We start from the raw sequence: 24,466 nt of genomic DNA, 5'->3' as shown, positions 1-24,466 counted from the left end.
CTGGGTTCCTCCGATATCAATGCCTAAGGTATGAGGGGTGACTACGAACCCAGTGAATCCTTCCGACACTTCCGCTCCGGATGCAGCGAAAGTGCTGTATACCGAGCGCCAATGGGTGCCTTGGTACTGGTGGGCTGCAGTTGCAGGCCTGACGCTGCTCCTCGCAGGCGAGCTCGCACTGAACCGCAACATGTGGTGGTTTGTTGGCGGCTTTGTTGTTGCAGGCACGTTAGCGGTCTGGTTTTTAGTATGGCTGTCGCGCTACACCCTAACCGTTGAGCAGGACCCTGACGGGACCCGCTGGTTGCTCGCCGGGGATGCGAACTTGCCCAGTACGGTCGTGGACCGCGCGACGGTTGTGCCGGCTTCCGCCCGCCAGAATGCTTTGGGTAGGCAACTCGATCCGGCAGCGTTCCTCATCACGCGGTCGTGGGTGCCCGAGCATGTTCTTCTCGTGCTCGATGACCCAGAGGATCCGACGCCGTATTGGCTCATTTCAGCAAAAGACCCGGAAGCCGTGCTTGATGCATTCGTTCCGGGCCTTAAGGACCGCTCCTAATCCCCGCGAGGAGCGGATAACGGCTTGCGCCGCCTGGTACTAATTACTCGCAGTCGAGGCAGATCTTGGAGCCGTCGTCCTCGACATAGGCGAGGCGCTTGTTCTTTTGCACCAAGAAGCAGGACGCACAGGTGAATTCGTCTTCCTGGCGTGGCTTGACCTCAACATTGAGTTCCTCACCCGAGAGGTCCTGCGTCGGGGGCTCGACAGGCTCAACGATTTCCCCATCATCGTCCATGCTGCTGCCTGCAACCTCTGCTGCCTTCAGGCCTTCGAGGGAGTCGGTTTCGATGTCGTCGTCCATGCGGCGGCGCGGCGCATCGTAATCGGTGGCCATGCTTGATGTTCCTCCAGCTCAACGTCGTGCTTGATCGCGCCTCTACACGCGACATTTGAGCGGAATACTAAAGCACGTCCATGCTTCTGTCATCTTTGCTGGTAGAAACTCATTTTTTCGACATCATCCGCACAAGGGTGCAAGTTTGTACACTGCGCACATGACCTCACCTCAACCACACAACGAGTCGCACGTGTCGCGCTCAGTTTCCCCTTCATCCCGGTTCGGCTTTGGAGTTGACGTTGGAGGCTCCTCCCTGAAGGCTGCGGTTGTCGACCTTCACAGTGGCGAATTTCACGGTGAAAGACTTGAGGTGGCTACGCCACAACCGGCGACCCCTGACGCTATTGCAGAGGCGATCGCGCAGTTAACGCGTCAAGCAGCATGGTCAGGCCCGGTTGGGATTGCGCTTCCGAGCGTGATTGTCCGCAACATTGCTCGCACTGCGGCGAATATTGACCCGACTTGGGTGGGCACGGATGTGGTTGAGCTCTTCTCTACCGTGCTGGGGCAGCACGATGTCACTGTGCTCAACGATGCCGACGCAGCCGGGCTTGCGGAGGTGTCTTTCGGATGCCCCGAAGCACAGCGCGGCTCTGCCTTGTTTCTGACGTTTGGCACGGGTATCGGCTCAGCGCTTCTAGCTAACGGTCAGCTCTTTGCCAATAGCGAGCTCGGGCATCTGCTTATCGACGACACGGAGGCCGAACACCTTGCGTCATCCGCCGTGCGCACGAGGGAAGGCCTTTCTTACGACGATTGGGCCAAGCGCGTGGAAACTGTTCTTTGCGAATACGAACGACTCCTCAACCCGGATGTCATCATCGTTGGCGGCGGTGTTTCGGAAAACAGTGACCAGTGGGTTCCACTGCTGAACGTCAACACTCCAGTAGTTGTGGCCAAGTTACTGAATCGAGCAGGCATCGTGGGCGCTGCCAAGGCCGGTGCCGGTCATGTCGCTGGCTCACCTCATAGGTAAATCCTGTAGGGTGTTGACATTCTGCATATTCGGGCTACGCGCCCATACGTGCAGTAGGCACATAAAAATGGAACGTTCACCTGCTTGCTAGGATGGGCGTTCTGAAAATTTTTATGTGCTTGCGTACCCTGGTTTTCCAGTGGTAGCAAACACTGCACCAACTGCACTTCACAACGATGAAGTGCACATCGCAGTGGTTGTGGGCCGAACCTCTTGCGAGGTCCCGGCCCCGAGATAGTCTGATGAGTCGAAAGGGCGTACGTGGTAGCCAGCGAAGCTTCAAGCAACAACACCGTTCATGGCGAGCCTGTGGATCCGTCAAACGGTGGCGAGAGCAACGGTTCCGGTACCGACTCGAAGCCTGCCAAGAAGACGGTGAAGAAAGCAGCCAAAAAAGCAGTGAAGAAAACCGCGAAAAAGACTGCTAAAAAGACTGCGAAGAAAACCGCGAAAAAGACAGCCAAGAAGACGGTAAAGAAGTCCGCGAAGAAAACTGTCCGTAAGTCTGCGGCGAAGCGCACCACAAAGGCTGCTCAAACCGCTGCAGCGAAGGCGGACGAAGCCGAGACCGAGGATCTCGAGGCAACAAGCGCGGACGACGAGTCCTTGGATCCGACCGATGCCGAGGATTACGACCCGGACATGGGCGACGATGAGGACGACGCGTTCGACGAAGATCTCGACGGTGCCATGGACGACGCCGACGAGACCGAAGACGAAGATGACGAGGAAGAAGAGGACGACGGTTCTTCTGTCTGGGACATTGAAGAATCCGCTGCCCTGCGCCAAGCACGCAAGGATGCTCAGCTGACCGCATCCGCGGACTCTGTTCGTGCCTACCTCAAGCAAATCGGCAAGGTTGCACTTCTCGATGCAGAGCAAGAGGTCTCTCTTGCGAAGCGCATCGAGGCAGGACTCTACGCACAGCACCGTCTCGACGAGATGGCACGTGCTGCTGCAGAAGGCGACAAGGATGCAAAGCTCACGCCTGCGGTAAAGCGTGATCTCCGCGCGGTTGCTCGTGATGGCCGCAAGGCAAAGAACCATCTGCTCGAGGCGAACTTGCGTCTCGTCGTGTCGCTGGCCAAGCGTTACACCGGCCGCGGGATGGCATTCCTGGATCTGATTCAGGAAGGAAACCTTGGCCTCATCCGTGCCGTTGAGAAGTTCGACTATTCCAAGGGCTACAAGTTCTCCACCTATGCCACGTGGTGGATCCGCCAGGCAATTACGCGTGCTATGGCAGACCAGGCCCGCACCATTCGTATTCCGGTGCACATGGTCGAGGTCATCAACAAGCTTGGCCGCATTCAGCGTGAGCTGCTGCAGGACCTCGGTCGCGAGCCAACGCCGCTCGAACTGGCAAAGGAAATGGATATCACCGAGGAGAAGGTCCTCGAGATCCAGCAGTACGCTCGTGAGCCGATTTCGCTCGACCAGACGATTGGTGACGAGGGCGATAGCCAGCTCGGCGACTTCATCGAAGACTCCGAGGCAGTCGTTGCCGTGGATGCCGTGTCCTTCACGCTTCTACAGGATCAGCTGCAAGACGTTCTGCACACGCTCACCGAACGTGAGGCTGGCGTCGTTCGCCTGCGCTTCGGCTTGAGCGATGGCATGCCGCGCACCTTAGATGAGATTGGTCAGGTCTACGGCGTCACGCGTGAACGTATCCGCCAGATCGAGTCGAAGACGATGTCGAAGTTGCGTCACCCGTCGCGCTCCCAGGTGTTGCGCGACTACCTGGACTAGATTTTCACGCGACAAAGCTCAGCGCCCCGGCCAGATCATGTATCTGCCGGGGCGCTGAGCTTGCGCTTTACTCGGTGCTACTCGTTTACGGCGAGTATCACCGCGGTCTTTAGTTCGAGGACCCTTCCATTTCATTTATCTTTTCATTGAAGCCATCTTCGATGCACTTCTGGTATGCAGCGTTGTCCGATTGGTACTGTTCACAATCGCCGATGATGTCCTTGGCAAAGTACACACCCCAGAAGATCATCACCGCAGTTGCGATCATTGCGAAAGCGCCTAGGACAAGGCCGGTCACCGCCATGCCTTTGCGGGAACCCGGCCCCACGATGTTCTTCGATTTACGGATACCAACGATGCCGAGGATCACCGCGATGACACCAAGAATGATGGCACCGAACAACGTGAACATGGCAGGGATCGAGAGAATGCCGAAAATCAGGGCTGCCATTGCAACGCCATTAGGTTTCTGCTCCCCTACCGGCGCTGTGCCGTAGGGCGCGCCGTAAGCGGAGGGGCTCTGGGCCGTGTCATAGCCCGCTGGTGCCTCATAGCCCGCGTAGTTGTTCGCTGTGTCGTAGCCTTCCGGCTGCGGCTGGTTATAGGGCGAGACTCCCTCAGGGTGGCCGTTCGGGTCGTTCGGGTAACCGTTGGGGTTGTAGCGGTCAGTCATTCGTTTCTCCTCGTTTTACGTAATGTGCCCGCCCACTGTACCGACTTCGGTGTCACCAGTCACGAAGGTATGCGATGCGTTCTCGGAGCTGTTCCGCGCTACACAGTGCAGTCGGTGGACCTCCGCAGGCCTTTCGTACCTCGGTGTGGATCGCACCGTGTGGGCGACCAGTTTTGCTGGCGACGATGGATACGCGCGCGTTGAGTTCGCTGCGTAGCTGAGGGAGTTCGTCAGCTGCAGTTGCACTTTGGGGAGTCTCCTCCACCGGCTGTGTTACCTTCTGCGGCTCCCCGAGGATCTCTGCTCGTTCACGAGCGCGTCGTTCCTCTGCCCGGCGCGCTTTTTCTTCAGCATCGCGTGCGTCGAGTTGGTCGGCCTGGCGTTTGGCCAGCAGGGTGCGTACTTGCTCGGCGTCGAGGAGGCCGGGCAGTCCGAGGAAGTCTTGTTCCTCTGCAGAGCCGGCGACTGTTGGGGTGCCGTAGGTGGATCCGTCGAAGATCAGCGAGTCGAGCTCCGCCGATGCTCCGATGGTTTCGTATCCGGAGGTTTCGTCGGGTTCGTTTTGGGTGCGGTTGGCCTGCTCGAGCAGTTCGTCGGACCAGCCGGATTCGCGGTGAGGTTTGCCTAGGACGTGGTCGCGAGAAACTTCCATTTCCTCAGCCAGGCGCAGCAGCACTGGGACGGAGGGCAGGAAGACGGAGGCCGATTCGCCGGGCATGCGGGAACGGACGAAGCGTCCGATGGCCTGGGCGAAGAACAATGGTGTGGATGCTGAGGTTGCGTAGACGCCGACGGATAGGCGCGGCACGTCGACGCCTTCGGACACCATGCGGACAGCGACCATCCATTCGTCGCGGGATGCCGAGAATTCATCAATGCGGTCGGAGGCGCCTGGTTCGTCGGAAAGAACGAGCGTGACTGGGGTGTTGGAAAGTTTTTCCAGGATTTTCGCGTACGCGCGGGCGGTGGTTTTGTTGGTGGCGATGACTAGTCCGCCAGCGTCTGGCATGTTTGCGCGGACTTTCATCAGGCGGGTGTGTGCAGCATTAAGGACGGCTGCGACCCAGTCACCTTTCGGGTCCAGTGCGGTCTTCCATGCACGTGCGGTTTGTTCGGCGTTCAGTGGTTCGCCGAGGCGAGCTGAGTACTCCTCCCCTGCTGAGTCCTTCCATTGTGCTTCGCCGGAGTATGCAAGGAACACCACGGGTCGGACGACGCCATCGGCCAGTGCGTGGGAATAGCCGTAGGTGTAGTCCGATTCTGAGACGAGGTGGCCGGCGCCGTCTTCGACGTAGCGCACGAAAGGGATCTGGGAGTCGTCGGAACGAAATGGTGTACCGGTCAGAGCGAGTCGGTGTTCGACGTCGTTGTATGCCTCGTAGACACCATCACCCCAGCTCTTGGAGTCACCTGCGTGGTGGATCTCGTCGAGAATCACCAGCGTGCGTCGTGCTGAAGCGACAGCATGGTGTTTGAAGGGGTGCATACCTACTTGCGCATACGTGACGACGATGCCGTCGTAGGCGGCGTTGACTGCCGAAGAGTTGGTGAAGTTTGGGTCCAACGACATTCCGAACCGCTTGGCGGCGTCCGACCACTGGTGCTTGAGGTGCTCGGTTGGTACGACGACGATAATGCGCTGGACGGTGCGGTCAGCGAGCAGGGTCGAGGCAAGCGTGAGCGCGAAGGTGGTCTTACCTGCGCCGGGCGTTGCCACAGCCATGAAGTCGCGTGGCTTGGTACTCAGAAACGAATCGAGGGCCTCCTGCTGCCATTTGCGCAGCGAAGGCCCAGAAGACGCGGCTGTCACTTGCGGCGCAGCCCCTTATAGATCCGCTCGCAGTCCGGGCACACCGGAGAGCCGGGCTTTGCTTGTTTTTTCACCGGGAAGGTTTCGCCACACAGGGCGACGACCATTTTGCCGGAAATCGCAGAGTCGACAATTTGGTCTTTTTTGACGTAGTGGAAAAACTTCGGGGTTCCGTCGTCGGTTGTCGACGAGGTATCTTCCCGCAAATCCGGGCGTTCAAGTGTCTTCGTCGTCGTGTTCACGCGCTCTATCATGCCCCAAATTGAGCGAGAGGTTAAGCCGGAGGGCTAACCTCGACGCATATGAGCACCAATGAGAACGTTTCCCCCGATTCTGATCCGCGGGACCGAGCCCGTGACGGGTTGTTCTCTAGTTTGAGCCAGGACGATCAGACGGTTGACGCTCAAGCCGAGGATGTCGTCGACTCCTCTGTGCCTCACTCGCGTCGGCGTCGTCGCATGGCCCGCGCTTTGATCACAGACGCGGTGACGAGTCCTGAACAAAACCGGCAGTCTCGTGAGAAGCAGTACGCCATTTTGCAGGGGCTTCGCCTACCGTTCATCCTCGCCGCGATCTGGGCTGCGTGGATGAGCTGGTGGGTGCTGGCGGCAATATTGTTCGTCGTCTCGGTACCGCTGCCTTGGATTGCGGTGGTGTTGGGCAACGCACAGGGCGAGAAGCGGGATGCACGCTCAAAAAACGTGTACAAGCCTGCGGTAGTGCGTGAGGAGATTCGGTTGGAGAACTCTCGTCGTACGGCGCTCGAGAGTTCGTCGTCAAGCACGGCAAACGTGCCCGATATCATCGATCACGACGACGGTGGGGATGATGCAACAGGAGACAACGATGAGTGATTCAGTAACGGTAAGCCCGGAGACAGCGAAAACTCTTGCCCAAGCATTGGCAAAGGCCGGTTTTACGTCCGCAGGGATTGCTGAGCACCTTGGGCCAGCCGCGACGCAGGCGATGTTTCGCGGTGAGCCTGGAGTAGTGCGCCACGCGTGCCAGGATGGGTCCCGTTTGTCGCGGTTGATCCGGTTTTTTATCTTGCGCGAGCCATGCACCGCAGCGGAACTCAGTGATGTGCTGTCGCAAGAGCTTGTGCAGCTGCTTATCGACGACTGCGTGGTCGCCCCTGCAACCGACAATGCCGAACTTCACATCGCACTCGATGTGCGCCCGCATGCGATCGCAGATAAGGAGCGCTTTGTCTTTTCCGATCTCGACGCGTCGATGACCGACATCGTCCCAGGACACGATCATGTTCTCGGCGTTGGCGCCGCTTCCTTATCACTGCTTTCGGCTGCGCCTCAGACACCGGTGTCGTCTGTTTTGGATTTGGGAACGGGTTCGGGGGTGCAGGCACTTGCACAGGCTCACGTTGCTAAGAGAGTTGTCGCGACAGATGTTCACGGTCGAGCGCTGGACTTAGCTCGAGCGACGTTTGCTGCCAACGGTGTAGACAATGTGGAACTGAGGCAAGGAAGTTGGTTTGAACCTGTTGCGGGCGAACGGTTCGACCGCATTGTGGCCAACCCCCCATTTGTTGTCGGACTACCCGAGGTGGGCCATGTCTACCGCGATTCAGGCTTGGATCTTGATGCGGCCTCCGAGCTCGTTGTCTCCGGCGCAGTGGAACATCTTGCCGAAGGTGGCCGTGCTTTCATCCTGGGTTCCTGGGTGCACAGCAAGGATGCGTCCTGGCAGTCTCGGGTGGCGTCGTGGTTGCCCAGCACAGGAGTGAACGCCTGGGTGCTGCAGCGCGATGTTGTGGATCCGGGGATGTACGTCTCCACGTGGCTTCGCGACGAATCCATCGACCCCCGCTCTACTGAAGGCATCGAACGCACCGAACGGTGGCTGGAGCACTTTGCGCAAAATAACGTCACTGGAATCGGATTCGGGTGGATTGTCTTGGAAGATATCGGCGATGCCGCAACTGAGGTCACCGCTGAGGAACTATCCCAGCATTTCACTGACCGCTTAGCACCGGAGGTTGAAGAATACTTCCTGCGTAGCGATTGGCTGCGTGGAAAATCCTTCGCCGAAGTTCTTGATGCCCAATACATGCTGCGCCCAGGGGTCGCGCTTGAGGAGGTCAGTTTGGCCGACACCGAAACCGGTATCGGCTTCGCACCCGAGGTCATCCGTGTGACTCGCACGGACGGGCCACGGTTTACCCATACCGTGGATGCTGGGGTGCTCTCCGTTATTCGTGGGCTGCACCCGCAAGGCCTTGCGCTTCGCGACGTCACTGGGCTCTACGCTGCTGCCAACGGTATTAACGACGAGGCTGCACTACATGAACTTGAGCAATCCAGCTCGGCAGCCATAGTTGATCTTGTCCGTCATGGCGTTGTCCTACCCGCAGAAATCGCCGCTATCTGATCAGAAACAGAGGAATATCCTGTGAAAGCCGTCCTGACCCGCGTTTCCGAGGCTTCCGTCACCGTCGACGGCGACGTTGTCGGCGCTATCAATTGCGCTGAGACAGGCGGAATCCTCGCCCTTGTCGGCGTTGGCCGCGAAGACGACGAAGAAGCCTGGCAAAAGATGGCCCGCAAAATTGCAGAACTGCGCATTCTCGACGGGGAAAAGTCCGTTGAAGACGTCAATGCTCCGGTGCTTTTAGTCAGCCAGTTCACGCTTTTAGGCCGCACTGCCAAGGGTCGCCGCCCATCGTGGGGAGACGCTGCCCCTGGCGAAGTTGCGGAGCCAATCATCGCAAAGATCGCGTCGGCACTGCGTGAACGCGGAATTCATGTCGAAGAAGGGCGATTCGGCGCCAACATGCAAGTCCAGAGTGTCAACGAAGGGCCGTTCACCGTGTTGGTAGAAACGTAACGCTCAGTGAATATAAATGGTGCCCGCGGGAACACCTCTTCACCTCGGACCGTTGCTCTATCAGATTGCAGCGATGCAACATGAAGTGTTTCACCCCAGTCCGAGGAGGCGTTGTCACATGACCCAGCCGGATCGTGCCACAGAAAAAGAAGAGAACGTCGACCGCGGTAGCCGACGTAATCAGACCAACGACAACCCATCCGCAGACCTTGTACGCGTTTATCTCAACGGCATCGGCAAAACCGCCCTACTCAACGCTGAAGAAGAGGTCGAGCTTGCCCAACAGATCGAAGTTGGCCTCTACGCTCAGCATCTTCTCGACGATCCGGAGGTGAAACTCACCCGGGCAAAAAAGCGCGACCTGACAATCCTCGCTAAGCAAGGCCGCAAGGCGCGCGCGCACCTCCTCGAGGCGAACCTGCGCCTGGTCGTATCGCTTGCGAAGCGCTACACCGGCCGCGGAATGCCACTGTTGGACCTCATCCAAGAAGGCAACCTCGGCCTTATTCGTGCGATGGAAAAGTTTGACTACGCCAAGGGCTTTAAGTTTTCCACCTACGCCACCTGGTGGATCCGCCAAGCAATCACGCGAGGTATGGCTGACCAGTCCCGCACAATCCGCCTCCCTGTGCACCTTGTCGAACAGGTCAACAAGCTCTCACGTATTCGTCGCGAAATGTATCAATCTCTCGGCCGTGAGCCGACGAACGAGGAACTGTCCGAAGAGTCCGGCATCGAAGAGTCCAAGATCGAAATGCTGCTGCGCCAATCCCGCGACCCCGTCAGCTTGGATATGCCGGTCGGTGCAGATGAAGAGGCGCCTTTGGGTGACTTCATCGAGGACGCGGAAGCCACCGACGCCGAAGACGCCGTCGTAACTACGCTGCGCCATGACGACATTCAAGACATCATTAATGGCCTTGAGCAGCGCGAACAGGATGTCATCCGCATGCGCTATGGACTGACTGACGGTGTGCCGCGCACCTTGGACCAGATTGGCCGACAGTACGGACTATCCCGGGAACGTGTACGTCAGATCGAACGCGAAGTCATGGCGAAGCTTCGTGTGGGCGAACGTGCAGACCGTCTTCGCGATTACGCAATGTAGCCATTAGGAAAAACAACAACTACGCCCAGTGATGGGACTTAGGTCACTATCGCTGGGCTACAGTATTTGTCGAACGTTCGTTATAGCAGCAACAGCTGCTGCCTCGTCGAGTGGAAGGAACCAACAACCGTGCGTGACCTCGTCGACACCACAGAAATGTACTTGCGAACGGTCTACGAGCTGGAAGAAGAGGGCATCACTCCCCTTCGCGCTCGCATCGCTGAACGGCTTGAGCAGTCTGGCCCCACCGTGTCGCAAACTGTGGCACGCATGGAGCGCGACGGACTTATCGTTGTTGAGCAAGACCGTTCCCTCTCCCTCACTGAGGAAGGGCGCGCACTCGCAACCGCGGTGATGCGCAAACACCGTCTCGCGGAACGTCTTCTGACCGACGTGCTGCGCCTTGATATTGAGAAAGTGCACGACGAGGCATGTCGCTGGGAACACGTCATGAGCGAAGAGGTCGAACGTCGCCTTGTCGCAGTGTTGGATAACCCCACCCACTCCCCATTTGGTAACCCGATCCCCGCACTGGAAGAGCTGGGAGCACCACAGGGGGTGCCCGAGACACGCGGAACTCGAGCGACCGATCTTCGAATCCAGGAGCCGACCAGAGCGCGTGTTGTGCAGATTTCGGAAATTCTTCAGGTCCCGTTGACAGACGGTGTCTCCCTTGCAGGCATCGGTCACTTCGTCGGCCAAGAAGTGACGTTGACTCCATTTGAAGACGGCGCGCTGGAAGTCAAGACCGCCAACGGAGAAACTGTTGTACTTCCATCTGAGCTGGCACACGCGCTGCGCGTCGAACCGCTCAACTAACGCTTCGAGGAGAAACCCCATGAAACTTGTAGTCACAGGCGGCGCAGGATACGTCGGAAGTGTGTGCGCGCAAGCACTGCTTGAAGCAGGCCACGACGTCACCGTTATCGACGATTTCAGCACTGGAAACCGCTACGCTGTCCCTGAGCAGGCTGTGCTCGTTGAGGGAAACATTGTCGATGTTATCGACGACGTACTGGCTGACGGTGACATCGATGGCGTACTGCATTTCGCTGCACGCTCGCTTGTCGGCGAGTCGATGGAGGATCCCGCCAAGTACTGGCATGGCAATGTCGGAGTATCACTCGCGTTGCTCGACGCAATGCGCAAGCACGACGTGAAATCCCTGGTGTTTTCCTCGACCGCTGCCACCTACGGTGAACCAGACACCGTGCCGATTACCGAAGATGCGCCAACACGTCCAACGAATCCCTATGGCGCCTCCAAGCTAGCGATTGACCACGCAATCACGTCCTACGCCAATGCGTACGGCCTCGGCGCAACGAGTCTGCGCTACTTCAACGTCGCCGGCGCACACAACGGTGTTGGTGAAAACCACATCACTGAAACCCACCTCATCCCCATTGTGTTGCAGGTTGCCATGGGCTACCGCGACAAGATCATGATGTACGGCGATGACTGGCCAACAAACGACGGTACTTGCGTGCGCGACTACATTCACATCCGCGACCTCGCCGACGCCCACATGCTCGCTTTGGAAAACAACACGCCTGGCCAACACAAGATCTATAACCTTGGTTCCGGTGCTGGCTATTCGGTGCGAGAAGTTGTGGAGATGTGTCGCGAAGTCACCGGCCATCCCATCCCAGCTGAGGTAGCTCCTCGCCGTGCAGGCGATCCGGCTGTGCTCATCGCGTCGTCCGAAAAGATCAAAAGTGAGCTTGGTTGGAACCCCACCCGCACAGATCTACGCCGAATCGTCGAGGACGCATGGGCGTTCACCCGCGAACTGGGAAGCCGTTCGCACTCGGCGCGTTAACCTCCGAATTCGAGCCACGTGTCTCTGCATGCTCGACTGCTCACTTCAAGAATCTCTTCTGCCTTGCCCGCCAGCATCACTTGCAGCAGCAGATTCGACAGCGCATGACCTGGAACTTCCTCGTCTGCGCACCGCAACGCAGTGCCCGCCCATGCGTACAAGCGTTGGGAAAGGGCAACCATCGCCCAAAGACACAACGCGTTGGCCCGAATGGCTCCGGTGAAGTTCCTCGCGATACACAACATCACCGCGGATGCCCCGAACGGGTATGCAAGCGCGTCGACGATTAAGCAGTCGCGCAACCGGCTTCTGCTCAGCATCGCGGCGATAAGTTCGACTTCGTCATCCGACTGAAACACATCGCTCAGTTCAACGTATCCATCCCCGTCAATGATCGAATCCGCTGGCGTTGAGACGAAGAGCTCGCAGGCCCGCTCGACGTCCCGGCGCGCAAGAGCAGGTGCCACTGAGACCAGATCCATTAGGTCAAGGCCTCGTCGATACGCAGCGGGCGCGACCTCGTCGCAACGCACAGCATCGCTGAGCAATAGCGGGTCGAAGTGCTCGAACGTATCCGCGCGATCGAGCTCCGGCAGCAAGCCGTTATCGATGTACGGCCGCATCGCCGGCGACGCGATCACCGAAGCGACCGTACCCGAAGCGAATGTGTCCTCCCACCCCCAGATCTGTGCGTTCTCCGTCTCGTTGGAGAACGCGAGGCGGTACGGGGTGCCATCAGCGACTTCCGAAACTAACCAGCACGCGTCGACCAGTGGCACAATCCCCTGATAACTGTCTCGCAACTCCTTAACGGCCTGTTTGACCATCTCCGAATCAGGGACTCGGCTAATGATCACGCCAAACGTCGCCACACGTTGCGTTATTGGCAGTTGCTCAAGCATGTTGCGAAGCTGCTCTGTGCTGCCCAAATCAGAGCACAAATACGGTCCAACATCCAAGATGTCAGGTTCCCCCGGACGCGCTTGCAAGGTGATCAGCGAAACAGTTTCAGTTGGAAAGTAACCGAGAGTTCCAGGAAGTGATGCAATCAAGTGCGCGGGCGATTGCAATGTGTAGGTGTCGTGGTGCGCCGCGCCAGCACCATCCGATGAATGAGTTCCTTGTGGTTGAGTGTCTGTCATAAATATCAGACGCACTGAAGCAGTGTTCGGTTCCATCCAAAAACATAACGGGGAATGTTTTGCTCGCTTCCTTCGTTGTGGTGGGGGAATCAGCGATACCATTTCAGGAGATCTACAACCGTGACTTACGATCAGCAGATGTACGAGCTTGAGTACCCCTCGCCCACCGTGGACAGCACCTCCCAATCGGGCCCGGCGCTGATTATTGCCATGCACGGCTACGCCGACGCAGGTCACGCAGTTGAGTCTGCAGCCGACCATCTTAAGGCCGCGCTAGAGACCCATACGGTGGCGACGTTTAGCAACGACGAGCTCATCGACTACCGCTCACGACGCCCAACGGTGACACTCGCCCATGCTGAAATCGCAGACGTTGCAGACCTGCAACTCGATATGCGGGTCCTGCGCGACAGCAAGGGCAAGTCTTTCTTGCTCCTGTCCGGGCCTGAACCGGATCTTCGCTGGGAAGCGTTTAGCAATGCAGTCGCCGACCTCGTCGAGCGTTTCAATGTGGATAAAACGATCTGCCTCTACGCTGCCCCTATGGGCGCGCCACACACTCGCCCCCTTGTGGTATCAGCACACGGCAACGACACCGACCTCGTCGGCTCGATGTACACCTTCGACGGTATGGTGAGCGTTCCTGGCTCCGCCGCAATTCTCATTGAGCGCGAACTCCACAAGCGTGGGCGAAATGTCGCAGGCTACACAGCGCACGTCCCGCACTATGTCGCTGCTTCTCCGTACCCGCACGCAACTTTCCAGCTCTTGCAGTCGGTAGAGGATTCCACCACGTTGACCTTCCCGCTTGGTTCGTTGGAAGGCGACATGAAGCGGGTCTCCCAGCAACTTGCAGAACAAACGACGAACTCCGCTGAGATCACCCATGTGGTCCAGGCCTTGGAGGAACACTATGACCAGGAGATGGAGGAATACCGTCGCCACCACCCGCAAGCCATGATGCCCGGTGAGGCACAGATGCCCTCGGGTGAGGAAATCAGCGAGGCTTTTGAGAACTACCTCACCGCCATAGAGGACCGTGACCGCAACCGTGGTCAACAGCGCAGTCTGCCTCACGATGAGGACACTGATCGGCGCTTGCGTGACTACTACTTCATCGACCCCGACGCTGAAGTAGATGACGGCGACAGCGACGGTGACACAGGCGCAACATCCTAAATGCTGATGGGATGTCGGGGCGGTCAGCTACGGTGGTGAGCGTGACGCTCACAGACATGCTCTCCGACATTGCCGAAGCACCAGAGTCCCTCTTCGAGGACGTGGTGTGGGACTCGTTTACCTCCTGGACCGAGTCCCGCGGTATCAGCCTCTACCCTGCTCAAGAGGAAGCTTCGCTAGCGTTGCTCGCTGGCGACAACGTTATCTTGGCTACCCCAACTGGATCCGGGAAGTCCATGGTGGCCAACGCGGCGCATTTCATTGCCCTCGCCCGTGGACAACGATCGTTTTATACGGCGCCGATTAAGGCACTGGTAAGCGAGAGGTTTTTCGCGCTGTGCGAGATTTTCGGCGCTGAAAACGTCGGCATGATGACCGGTGACGCAACGGTGAACTCCAATGCGCCAATCATTGCAGCCACAGCGGAGATCGTCGCAAATATCGCGCTACGAGAGGGCGAGCATGCACGGATCGACCAGGTCGTCATGGACGAGTTCCATTACTATTCCGAGCCGGAGCGCGGATGGGCCTGGCAGGTTCCGCTCCTCGAGTTGCCAAAGGCACAGTTTCTGCTGATGTCGGCGACACTAGGCGATACTGCGTGGCTCGAGGAGGACCTGACGAAACGCACCGGGCGCACCACCACTTATGTGGGCGGCGCTGAGCGTCCCGTTCCGCTGGATTTCCACTATGTGTTCACGCCGGTGCACGAGACGATTGAGGAGCTGCTCGCCGACGGCAAGGCACCGATCTACGTTGTGCATTTCTCTCAGCGCGAAGCCACCGAACGAGCGCAGGCGCTGACCAGCATGAAAATCATTACGGATGAGGAAAAGCAGCGGATCGCTGAAGAGATTGGCAATTTCCGCTTTACCACCACGTTTGGCAAGACGCTGTCCAAACTTGTGCGTCGTGGCATCGGAATCCACCACGCAGGCATGTTGCCGAAGTACCGTCGCCTTGTCGAACGGCTTTCCCAAACCGGCTTACTGAAGGTCATCTGCGGTACAGACACGCTCGGTGTGGGGATTAACGTGCCGATTCGTACAGTGCTCATCACTGGGTTGGCCAAATACGACGGAACTCGCCAGCGCATCTTGAAGTCGCGTGAATTCCACCAAATCGCAGGCCGCGCAGGTCGCGCAGGCTACGACACCGAAGGCACTGTAGTGGTGGAAGCACCCGAACACGAGATAGAAAACGTAAAGCTGCGCCGCAAGGCGGGTGATGATCCGAAGAAACTCAAGAAGATACGAAAGAAGTCTGCCCGCGACGGTGAAGTTTCCTGGTCTGAGAACACTTTTGAACGTCTGAAGGTCGCTGAACCCGAAGAGCTGACAAGCCAGTTCAAGGTGAGCAACTCGATGCTGCTCAACGTGGTGGCACGCCCTGGTGACGGCTACGAGCACATGCGCAAGTTACTGCGCGACAACCACGACAACCGTGCGAAGCAGAACAGGGACATCCTCACCGCAGTGGAGCTATTCCGTGGGCTGATTAACGCTGGAGTGGTGGAACGTACTCCGGACTCTCCCGCGTTTCGCCCATACACGCTGACGCAGGAGCTCGACCGCGACTTTGCGCTAAATCAACCTCTCGCTCCGTTCGCACTGGCGTTTCTTACCCTGCTGGATCCGGAATCGGATACATACACCCTTGATGTCATCTCAGCATTTGAAGCGATCCTCGACGACCCGAGGCAACTCCTCCAAGCGCAAGAGAAAGCCGCTCGTGGAGAAGAAATTGCTGCGCTAAAGGCTGAAGGTGTTGACTACACCGAGCGCATGGCGATTATTGAGGATGTCACCTATCCGAAGCCATTGGCCCACGAGTTGGACGAAGCGTTCGATACCTTCACCCAAGGCAACCCATGGGCGAAGGAGTTCGAGCCGTCGCCGAAGTCTGTGGTGCGGGACATGATCGAGCACGCAATGACGTTCTCCGATCTCATTTCCACATATGGGCTGGCGCGCTCCGAAGGTGTGGTGCTTCGCTACCTCACCGATGCTTGGCGCACGCTCTCCTACTCCATCCCCGATGCCTACATGAACGACGAGCTCGAGGACATCGTCGTATGGCTCGGCGAGATGATTCGTCAGGTGGACTCGTCGCTCATCGACGAATGGGCGCATATGACCGGAGAAGACGAACCTGTCAGCCAGGAAACCATCGACCGAGAACTGGCCTTTGGTGTGCAGGACCCATCCGCGCTGACCGCCAACCGTCGTGCGTTCACAATCATGGTCCGCAACTACTTCTTCCGAATGGTCGAACTGTTCGCTTATGAGAAAGAAGATGAGTTGGCCGAGATGCTCGACTACCTAGAAACAGACGAGCGGGTGGATTGGCCGGGGGCGATGGACGACTACTTCGACGAGTACGACGATGTCGATCTTGGCCCAGACGCACGCGGTCCTAAATTCTTCCACATCGGTGATCAATCCGGCAGATCCTGGCAGGTCACCCAGATTATTAACGACCCCGAAGGCGACAACGCGTTCCAGATTCACGGTGTGGTGGATCTCGACGCATCCGATGAAGCGGGTGAGGTTCGGGTCTCCTCGTTGGAGGTTCGGGGGCAGTAGAAGTGCTCGCATGAAACGGAAAGTTCTAATTTGCCCCAAAACACATCCACCCCGGCTAGATTGTGTGGGGCAAACTTTGGTTCTAGCGTGACAAGGAGCACAACGTGACGCGCACAATTGTTGTCGGCGCCGGCATGACCGGTCTGTCAACCGCATGGCATCTGCAGGAATATGGCCATGAGGTGGAAGTTCTCGAACGCATCGATGTTGCGGCCGGTTCTTCCTGGGGCAACGCCGGCTGGTTGGCACCGGGCAAGACGATCCCGCTGTCCAACTCGAGCCTGTGGGCATACGGCCCGACCGCACTGTTTGATAAGCACGCTGCTTTGGATGTGCCGGTGCGTTTCGACCCGAAGCTGTGGCGCTTCTGCGCCAACTTCATGGCACACGCGACGGGACGCGCATGGGACAAGACCATGGCTCGCCTCACTAAGGCAGATATTGCTTCCCTCGCTGCTTTCGACGAGCTCGAAGCAGGTGGTGTGAAGGCCTCCACACATGAGGGTCCGTTCATCATCGGTTTCGAAAACGAGGGCAAAGCCGCCGGCTTCCTCAAGGAAGTCGAAGGCGCTCAGCGTCACGGCCAAGATATTCCTTTCGAGCAGATCACGCTTGACGACGCCCGCACTGACGCCCCGATGCTGACCGAGAAGGTCGGCGCAACCTACCGCATGGGCGGTCAGCGCTTCATCGAGCCGGGTCCGTACTGCCGGGCCATTGCAGATTCGATTATCGAGCGCGGTGGCAAGATCACGACGGGTGTTGAGGTCGTAGAGGTCACCTCCACCCGCAAGCCAGCCGTGAAGCTTTCCACCGGGGAGTGGCTGCAGGCCGACAACGTTGTTTTGGCAACCGGTGCGTGGCTTCCGTCCTTGGCTAAACAGCTTGGTGTGAACACGATGATTCAGGCTGGTCGCGGCTACTCCTTCTCGGTTGAGACAGCTGAGCCTGCTACCTGCCCGGTGTATCTGCCGGATCCAAAGATCGCCTGCACCCCGTACCAGGGTCGCTTCCGCATCGCAGGCACGATGGAGTTCCGCGGCCCGGATGAGCCGTTCCAGCCAGGCCGTATTACCTCGATGATTCACTCGACGAAGCCGTTCTTCCGTGGCATCGACTGGGAAGATCGCCAGGACGAGTGGGTCGGTTCCCGCCCGGTCACTCCGGACGGTCTCCCACTGGTTGGCGCGACGAAGGTGCCAAACGTGTACACCAACGGTGGTCACGGCATGTGGGGCATCATCCTGGGCCCGCTGTCCGGCAAGATGCTGGCAAAGCAGATTGTGACCGGCGAGATCGACGAGACGATCAAGCCGTTCGACCCGCTGCGCGGCCCGTTCGGTGGCCTGTAACGCACCAACGTTTCAAACCCCGTCACTGCACTATGCATGTGGCGGGGTTATTTTTATCCCCCGTTTTCCCCACCCGCCAACGCTGTGCGCTGCAGGTTTCCTCGCACGACTCGTGCGACGGCATCTAATTGCATTGAAAATCGCAGTTGTGCCTTATCTTAATTCCTGTCACATTGGTCAGTTATGAGTGATAAGGAACACAAATGCCACAACTGAGCACCAACCAGATCGCGCCGTCGAATAGCGATGACCTCGAGGCAGTAATCGAGGCAGCTGTTGCTCGCGCCTACCACTGGATGGAAGCTACCGCCGAAGCAGACGCCGACGACGCCTCCACCCAGCAGCTCGCTGAGTTGCTTCGCGACGAAAACGGTGTCCGCTTCACCATGGACTTCGTTGACCGCGTCATGCGCCCGGAAAGCAACCGTGTCGCAGCACACGCACTGCGGGCGATCACGCGCGGTGTCGACGCCCGATTCCTCGGCCAGATCAACTCCCTACTCGTCGGAATTGGTGCTTTCGTCGGCCCATTCCTGCCAAACGTAGTTGTTCCTGCGGCACGTGCCCGTCTCCGCCAGCTCGTTGGCCACCTGGTTCTCGATGCCGAAAGTGACGCACTGAACAAGCTGCTCGACAACGCGCAGCAGCGCGGCGAGCAGCTCAACTTGAACCTGCTCGGTGAGGCCGTCCTCGGCGAGAAGGAAGCAACAGATCGTGCAGAGCGCACGCTCAACCTGATCAAAAACCCACGTGTGACCTACGTGTCCGTCAAGGCATCGTCGATGGTGTCGCAGCTCAACCACTGGGATTACGACGAATGCGTTCGATTGGTCAAGGACCGCATCCGCCCGCTGTACCGCGCTGCGCGCGACCGTAGCCCTCAGGTGTTCATCAACATGGACATGGAGGAGTACCACGACCTGCATCTCACGCTGGACGTGTTCACGCAGCTGCTCAGCGAGGAGGAGTTCAAGGACTACCAGGGCGGCATTGTGCTTCAGGCGTACTTGCCGGACACGCTTGGTGCACTCGAGTACCTGGCCGACTTCGCCCAGAAGCGTGTGGCCGACGGTGGCTCCAAGATCAAGATCCGTCTGGTCAAGGGTGCGAACCTGTCCATGGAACGCCACCACGCTGAAGTCAAGGGTTGGGAGCAGGCTCCGTACCTGACCAAGGATGAGGTGGACGCAAACTACTACCGCCTGCTGGATTTCATCCTGCGCCCTGAGTTTGCAGATGCGGTTTCTATCGGTATCGCTTCGCACAACCTGTTCACGTCTGCGTTGGCATACGAGCTGGCACAGCGCCGCGGTGTCACCGCGATGATCGACTCTGAGATGCTGCAGGGCATGTCCCCTGCGCAGCAGGAAATCGTGCGCGAGGTGTACGGCGACCAGATCCTCTACACCCCGGTTGTCGGCCGCGATGACTTCGACGTGGCGGTGAGCTACCTGGTGCGTCGTCTCGAAGAGAACGCTGCCCCGCAGAACTTCCTGCATGCCCTGTTCGCTCCGAAGACTGAGGACCGCGATCCGATTAAGGAGCAAGAGAACGTCTTCCGCTGGGCTGTCGGCAACCGTTGGGACGTGCACAATGGCCCGAACCGCACGCAAGACCGTAATACGGAAACTGAGCGCCACGTCGCACATGCTTCCGCAACGACCGGCCGCTTCTTCAACGAGCCGGATACGGATCCTGCCCTTGAGGCCAACCGTGCTTGGGCGATCAAGCACCTGAGCACTCCGCCATCGATCGACACCGGTGAGGAGATCACCGATCCGGTTGCTATCCGCGACAACATCGCGCGCGCACTCGAGGCGCAGAAGGCGTGGGGCGCGCTGTCCGCGAACGAGCGTGCAGAAGTGCTCGAGGCGATTGGTGACGAGATCGCGCGCCGCCGTGGCGAGTTCATCTCCGTTGCTGCGCACGAGGCTGGCAAGACTGTCGACCAGTCCGACCCGGAGATCTCCGAGGCTATCGACTTCTGCGACTACTATGCAGATAGCGCCCGTCACCTCGACGACATTGAGGCAGAGTTTGAGCCAAACAAGCTCACCGTGGTCGTTCCACCGTGGAATTTCCCGGTCGCCATTCCGACCGGCGGTGTCATGGCGGCGTTGGCTGCAGGCTCCGCTGTGATCCTGAAGCCGGCACCGCAGGTGACGCAGTGCGCCAAGCTGATCGCGGATTGCATCCAGGCAGTCTTCGCAGAGAAGGGCATCGACCCGGATACGGTGCAGTACGTTCGCGCTGACGAAGGCGAAGCGGGCAAGGCACTGCTTACCGACGACGCCGTGGACGCCATCATCCTCACCGGCGCATCTGAGACAGCCCAACTGTTTAAGTCGTGGAACCCGCAACTTAACGTCATGGCTGAGACCTCGGGCAAGAACGCCATCATCATCACGCCGTCCGCCGACCCGGATCTGGCGATCAACGACCTGTACCTGTCGGCGTTCGGCCACTCGGGCCAGAAATGCTCCGCTGCGTCGTTGGCAATTCTCGTCGGCTCCGCGGCCGAGTCTGAGCGTATTCGTGGCCAGCTCCTTGACGCTGCATCCACCCTCGTGGTCGGCCCAGGCACCGAGCTCTCCACCACGATGAACGGCTTGATTGAAGCTCCGGGAGAGAAGTTGCAGCGCGGTTTGACCAAGCTCGAACCGGGCGAGAAGTGGTTGCTCCAGCCGAAGAAGCTCGATGATGAAGGCAAGTTCTGGAGCCCCGGTATCCGCGACAACGTTAAGCCTGGCTCCTGGTACCACCAGAACGAGTGCTTCGGACCGGTCCTGGGCATCATGCACGCCAAGGACCTCGATGAGGCTATTGAGTGGCAGAACTCCACCGGCTACGGCTTGACTGCGGGTATTCACACCCTTGACGGCGACGAGATCAATACCTGGCTCGACCGTGTGGAAGCTGGCAACGTCTACGTCAATCGCGGTATCACCGGTGCGATCGTGCAGCGTCAGCCGTTCGGTGGCTGGAAGAAGTCTTCGGTCGGCCCAGGCGCGAAGGCTGGTGGCCCGAACTATGTGGCACAGATGGGCACGTGGCGTGACCGCGATGGTGTGGCTCCGTCGCCGGGCGTGAGCATCTCCGCCGATATCCAGGAGCAGCTGGAGGCGTTCCGCCCGAACGTCGATGCGGAGGACTACGGCTGGCTCTCCCGTGCTGCTGAGTACGACCAGCGCGCATGGGACCGCGAGTTCGGTCGTGGTCACGACCACTCTGGTCTTCGCTCGGAGGCGAACATCTTCCGTTACCGCAACACGCTCGAGCCGGTCGTGATCTACGTCGGTGAGAACTACCGCTTGCGCGATGTCTACCGCCAGCTGCTCGCAGCAGCGATCACCGGCTCCGAGATCCGTGTCGTTGCTCCTGCGGAAATCGCCTCGGATCTGGAGGCTGCTGCGATCACGGTCGATGCGAACCGTGTGGAAGGCACCCCGTCGCGCATCCGCGTTATCGGTGATGCCCCAGCAGACATCTACGGCGACATCACCACCGCTGTTTTTGATAGCCCGGCGCTCATCGACGGTCGACGTGAGTTGCTCCCGTACCTACTGGAGCAGGCCATCTCCGCAACCCTGCACCGTTTCGGCGTCATCCACGACCCGGCCGGCATCAGGAACTAGTCCCCCACTAACCGACACAACCCTGGGAGAACCCGATGACTACGAAACCACCACCATCGGAAGCATCAACTCGTCCTAAAGCTGGCGTCATTCCTGACGAAGATGCCGGCTTGCAGAAAGGGCTGTCCACCCGTCAGATCAACATGATCGCAATTGGCTCGGCGATCGGTACCGGTCTGTTCCTTGGCGCAGGTTCGCGCCTTGAGGCCGCCGGACCGTCGCTAGCCCTGATGTACCTGCTCTGCGGTTTCATCGGATACCTCATCCTGCGGAGTCTGGGTGAGCTCATTGTCCACCGTCCAACCTCGGGTTCGTTCGTGTCCTACACTCGCGAATTCTTTGGCGAGAAGGCCGCATACGTCTCGGGCTGGTTGTACTGGTTCAACTGGGCAGCGACCGCCGTTGCTGACGCGACAGCACTTGCTATCTACATCCGCTGGTTCGGCCAGTTCTACGGTTGGATTAACGACATTCCGCAGTGGGTCATCGCACTTGCGATCATCGCTCTTGTGACGGGCATGAACCTCGTCTCGGTGAAGTTCTTCGGCGAGATGGAGTTCTGGTTCTCCCTGATCAAGGTGGCGTTCCTGCTCACGTTCCTCGCGGTCGGCATCTTCATGGTCATCTTCGGCAATCCGAGTGGTGATCTGACTGGCCTGACGCTCATCTCCGATCACGGTGGCTGGTTCCCGAACGGCGTACTGCCGGCACTGATCGTGATCCAAGGCGTCGTGTTCGCTTACGCAGGTATCGAGCTGCTGGGCACGACCTCTGGTGAGGCAAAGAACCCCCGTAAGGACATCCCGAAGGCGATTAATGCTGTTGTCTTCCGCCTGCTGGTGTTCTACTTCGGCTCCGTGCTCCTGCTGTGCATGCTGCTGCCGTACACCCAGTACTCCGGTGACGAGTCACCGTTTGTGACTTTCTTCAACTCCATCGGCGTGCCGTACGCCGGTCCTATCACTCAGTTGGTGGTCATCACCGCTGCGTTGTCCTCCCTGAACGCCGGCCTCTACTCCACGGGCCGCATCATGTACTCGCTGTCCAAGGCCGGTTCCGCACCGCAGTGGGCAGGCAAGGTCACCAAGGGTGGTGTGCCCTACGGTGGCATTCTGATGACCACCGGCGTCGCCCTGTTCGGCGTTGTGCTCAACTACTTCGTGCCGGAGGCAGCGTTCGAGGTTGTGTTGAATATCGCGGCACTTGGCACGATGGCGTCCTGGGCGGCAATTTCCCTGTCGCACATGCGCTTTGTGCGGCTGGCCCGGCAGGGCAAGTACACCCGTCCGGATTACCGCGCACCATTCTCGCCGTTCACCGATATTGTCTCGCTGCTGTTCCTTGGGCTGGTTGTCGTGCTCATGGCCTTCGACTACCCAATTGGCACCTGGACACTGATTGTGTCGCTGCTGATGTGGCCGGCGCTTGCATTCGGCTGGTTCAAGGTCCGCGATCGCGTTGAATTCATCTCGCGTTCGCACGTGAACTACGAGCACGTCACTGGTGAACAAGCACCCGACATTGATCCCCCAATCGTTACCCATTAATCCCCTCTTACTTTGAAAGGAAGTTTCCGTATGACTCAACTTGTCGACGTCACCAACATGTGCCGCTGGATCGACCACCACGGTGTGGAGAAGATCATCGCCGGCATCCTCGAATACATCGAAAAGGACTTCGTCCGCTGGGAGGAATTTGACAAGATTCCGCGCGTGGCCAGCCACACCCCTATCGGTGTCATTGAACTGATGCCCACCTCCGACTCAATCGAATACGGATTCAAGTACGTCAACGGCCACCCGTCGAACCCGGCTCGTGGCTTCCAGACTGTGACCGCTTTCGGTTTCCTGGCTGACGTAGACAACGGCTACCCTACGTTTGAAGCCGAGATGACCTTGCTCACCGCACTTCGTACTGCTGCAACCTCCGCAATGGCGGCAAAGTACCTCGCGCGCAAGGACTCTGAAGTCATGGCGATGATTGGCTCCGGTTCCCAGTCAGAGTTCCAGGCGCTCGGGTTCCGTGCGGCATTGGGTATCGAGAAGGTCCGCATCTTCGACATCGACCCGGACGCGATGGAGAAGTTCCGCCGCAATATCGAGCCGCTCGGCATCGAGGTCTACATCGCCGACAGCGTTGAGGATGCGCTCGAAGGCGCAGACATCATTACGACCTGCACCGCCGACAAGGCGCAAAACACCATCCTGGATTACTCCCTGGTTCGCCCTGGTGTGCACATCAATGGTGTGGGTGGTGACTGCCCGGGCAAGACGGAGCTTGATCCGCGCATTCTTGACGACGCCACCGTGTTCGTCGAATTCCCTCCCCAGACCCGCATCGAGGGCGAGATCCAAAACAAGGGCGAGGACTTCGAGGTCGTCGAACTGTGGAAGGTCATCGCAGGCAAGGTCCCGGGCCGCTCTAGCGATGAGGAGATCACACTGTTCGACTCGGTCGGCTTCGCAATCGAGGACTTCTCCGCCCTGCGCTACCTGCGCGACTCGACTGCTGGCACCGACTTCCAGACCTATATTGAGTTGGTCGCCGACCGGATGATCCGAAGGACCTGTTCTCCCTGACCACCAAGGTGCTCAGCCCCATGTAGAGCGCTCTGCCTAACGACGAAACGGGGTTAAGCGACAAAATGTGTGTCTGCTATCGGCGTGTCGCGGGGGTTAGATGTGGCCTTTTT

The 24,466-nt window shown here is 58.7% G+C and carries 20 protein-coding genes; 15 read left to right on the top strand and 5 right to left on the bottom strand.

The genetic code is table 11. From position 1 onward, the window contains the following. Positions 1 to 37 precede the first annotated feature (37 nt). Positions 38 to 559 carry a DUF3093 domain-containing protein gene (locus HMPREF3120_RS05765; RefSeq protein WP_070451293.1) on the top strand — a complete coding sequence of 174 codons (522 nt, stop codon included), beginning with the start codon at positions 38 to 40 and terminating at the stop codon, positions 557 to 559. 43 nt (positions 560 to 602) lie between these two features. Here the strand turns inward: HMPREF3120_RS05765 and HMPREF3120_RS05760 are convergent, their stop codons facing one another. Continuing rightward, entirely contained in the window at positions 603 to 896 is a 294-nt protein-coding gene (locus tag HMPREF3120_RS05760; RefSeq protein WP_070422359.1) for a DUF4193 domain-containing protein, read from the bottom strand. A 160-nt stretch (positions 897 to 1,056) separates the two neighbouring features. Here HMPREF3120_RS05760 and ppgK point away from each other — a divergent pair, with 160 nt between their 5' ends. Further along, the gene (ppgK, locus tag HMPREF3120_RS05755) at positions 1,057 to 1,875 is read left to right on the top strand and encodes a polyphosphate--glucose phosphotransferase (RefSeq protein ID WP_070451291.1); all 819 of its coding nucleotides are present in this window, start codon (positions 1,057 to 1,059) and stop codon (positions 1,873 to 1,875) included. Between the two features lie 309 nt (positions 1,876 to 2,184). Continuing rightward, positions 2,185 to 3,627 (top strand): RNA polymerase sigma factor, encoded by a 1,443-nt coding sequence (locus tag HMPREF3120_RS05750; protein WP_070422357.1) that lies wholly within the window; start codon positions 2,185 to 2,187, stop codon positions 3,625 to 3,627. 109 nt (positions 3,628 to 3,736) lie between these two features. Here the strand turns inward: HMPREF3120_RS05750 and HMPREF3120_RS05745 are convergent, their stop codons facing one another. From HMPREF3120_RS05745 to HMPREF3120_RS05735, 3 genes are read right to left on the bottom strand one after another with little or no spacing between them, the layout of a single operon-like run. Beyond that, positions 3,737 to 4,300: a DUF4190 domain-containing protein gene (locus HMPREF3120_RS05745; RefSeq protein ID WP_070451290.1), complete on the bottom strand. Its 564-nt coding sequence runs from the start codon at positions 4,298 to 4,300 to the stop codon at positions 3,737 to 3,739. A 52-nt stretch (positions 4,301 to 4,352) separates the two neighbouring features. Next, positions 4,353 to 6,110, bottom strand: a complete 1,758-nt coding sequence (locus HMPREF3120_RS05740) for a DEAD/DEAH box helicase (protein WP_070451288.1) — start codon at positions 6,108 to 6,110, stop codon at positions 4,353 to 4,355. Next, positions 6,107 to 6,364 carry a DUF3039 domain-containing protein gene (locus tag HMPREF3120_RS05735; protein WP_070422354.1) on the bottom strand — a complete coding sequence of 86 codons (258 nt, stop codon included), beginning with the start codon at positions 6,362 to 6,364 and terminating at the stop codon, positions 6,107 to 6,109. Before HMPREF3120_RS05735 ends, HMPREF3120_RS05740 begins: the two co-directional genes overlap by 4 nt. 48 nt (positions 6,365 to 6,412) lie before the next feature. Here HMPREF3120_RS05735 and HMPREF3120_RS05730 point away from each other — a divergent pair, with 48 nt between their 5' ends. The 6 genes from HMPREF3120_RS05730 (at position 6,413) to galE (ending at position 11,881) form a co-directional block, all read left to right on the top strand. Then, on the top strand, positions 6,413 to 6,964 hold the full coding sequence (locus HMPREF3120_RS05730; RefSeq protein ID WP_083279411.1) for a DUF3099 domain-containing protein: 552 nt from the start codon (positions 6,413 to 6,415) through the stop codon (positions 6,962 to 6,964). Beyond that, the gene (locus HMPREF3120_RS05725) at positions 6,957 to 8,498 is read left to right on the top strand and encodes a DUF7782 domain-containing protein (RefSeq protein WP_070451286.1); all 1,542 of its coding nucleotides are present in this window, start codon (positions 6,957 to 6,959) and stop codon (positions 8,496 to 8,498) included. The genes HMPREF3120_RS05730 and HMPREF3120_RS05725 overlap by 8 nt, the downstream gene beginning before the upstream one ends. 21 nt (positions 8,499 to 8,519) lie before the next feature. Continuing rightward, positions 8,520 to 8,954 carry a D-aminoacyl-tRNA deacylase gene (gene dtd, locus HMPREF3120_RS05720; protein WP_070422352.1) on the top strand — a complete coding sequence of 145 codons (435 nt, stop codon included), beginning with the start codon at positions 8,520 to 8,522 and terminating at the stop codon, positions 8,952 to 8,954. A 118-nt stretch (positions 8,955 to 9,072) separates the two neighbouring features. Then, on the top strand, positions 9,073 to 10,062 hold the full coding sequence (locus tag HMPREF3120_RS05715) for a sigma-70 family RNA polymerase sigma factor (RefSeq protein ID WP_070422351.1): 990 nt from the start codon (positions 9,073 to 9,075) through the stop codon (positions 10,060 to 10,062). Positions 10,063 to 10,191: 129 nt separating this feature from the next. Beyond that, positions 10,192 to 10,881: a metal-dependent transcriptional regulator gene (locus tag HMPREF3120_RS05710; protein WP_070422350.1), complete on the top strand. Its 690-nt coding sequence runs from the start codon at positions 10,192 to 10,194 to the stop codon at positions 10,879 to 10,881. A 19-nt stretch (positions 10,882 to 10,900) separates the two neighbouring features. After that, positions 10,901 to 11,881: a UDP-glucose 4-epimerase GalE gene (gene galE, locus HMPREF3120_RS05705; protein WP_070451284.1), complete on the top strand. Its 981-nt coding sequence runs from the start codon at positions 10,901 to 10,903 to the stop codon at positions 11,879 to 11,881. Here the strand turns inward: galE and HMPREF3120_RS05700 are convergent. Beyond that, a complete protein-coding gene (locus HMPREF3120_RS05700; RefSeq protein ID WP_168161885.1) occupies positions 11,878 to 13,023 on the bottom strand; it encodes a DUF4192 domain-containing protein in 1,146 nt (381 codons plus the stop codon). The two genes, galE and HMPREF3120_RS05700, sit on opposite strands and share 4 nt — an antisense overlap. A gap of 138 nt (positions 13,024 to 13,161) precedes the next feature. Here HMPREF3120_RS05700 and HMPREF3120_RS05695 point away from each other — a divergent pair, with 138 nt between their 5' ends. The 6 genes from HMPREF3120_RS05695 (at position 13,162) to HMPREF3120_RS05670 (ending at position 24,353) form a co-directional block, all read left to right on the top strand. Then, positions 13,162 to 14,202: a PAC2 family protein gene (locus HMPREF3120_RS05695; protein ID WP_371440661.1), complete on the top strand. Its 1,041-nt coding sequence runs from the start codon at positions 13,162 to 13,164 to the stop codon at positions 14,200 to 14,202. Between the two features lie 56 nt (positions 14,203 to 14,258). Beyond that, positions 14,259 to 16,787: a DEAD/DEAH box helicase gene (locus HMPREF3120_RS05690; RefSeq protein WP_070451584.1), complete on the top strand. Its 2,529-nt coding sequence runs from the start codon at positions 14,259 to 14,261 to the stop codon at positions 16,785 to 16,787. A 104-nt stretch (positions 16,788 to 16,891) separates the two neighbouring features. Next, positions 16,892 to 18,139 carry an NAD(P)/FAD-dependent oxidoreductase gene (locus HMPREF3120_RS05685; RefSeq protein WP_083284800.1) on the top strand — a complete coding sequence of 416 codons (1,248 nt, stop codon included), beginning with the start codon at positions 16,892 to 16,894 and terminating at the stop codon, positions 18,137 to 18,139. 203 nt (positions 18,140 to 18,342) lie between these two features. Beyond that, positions 18,343 to 21,774, top strand: coding sequence for a bifunctional proline dehydrogenase/L-glutamate gamma-semialdehyde dehydrogenase (locus tag HMPREF3120_RS05680; RefSeq protein ID WP_070451282.1), 3,432 nt, complete (start codon positions 18,343 to 18,345; stop codon positions 21,772 to 21,774). Positions 21,775 to 21,809: 35 nt separating this feature from the next. Continuing rightward, the gene (locus HMPREF3120_RS05675) at positions 21,810 to 23,321 is read left to right on the top strand and encodes an amino acid permease (protein ID WP_083279407.1); all 1,512 of its coding nucleotides are present in this window, start codon (positions 21,810 to 21,812) and stop codon (positions 23,319 to 23,321) included. A 30-nt stretch (positions 23,322 to 23,351) separates the two neighbouring features. Then, entirely contained in the window at positions 23,352 to 24,353 is a 1,002-nt protein-coding gene (locus tag HMPREF3120_RS05670) for an ornithine cyclodeaminase (RefSeq protein ID WP_305764018.1), read from the top strand. Positions 24,354 to 24,466 lie beyond the last annotated feature (113 nt).

Source organism: Corynebacterium sp. HMSC11D10 (assembly GCF_001806995.1).
GTDB classification, from domain to species: Bacteria; Actinomycetota; Actinomycetes; order Mycobacteriales; family Mycobacteriaceae; genus Corynebacterium; species Corynebacterium coyleae.
The sequence above is the reverse complement of the archived record's forward strand: the minus strand, read 5'-3'. Positions and strand labels throughout refer to the sequence as shown.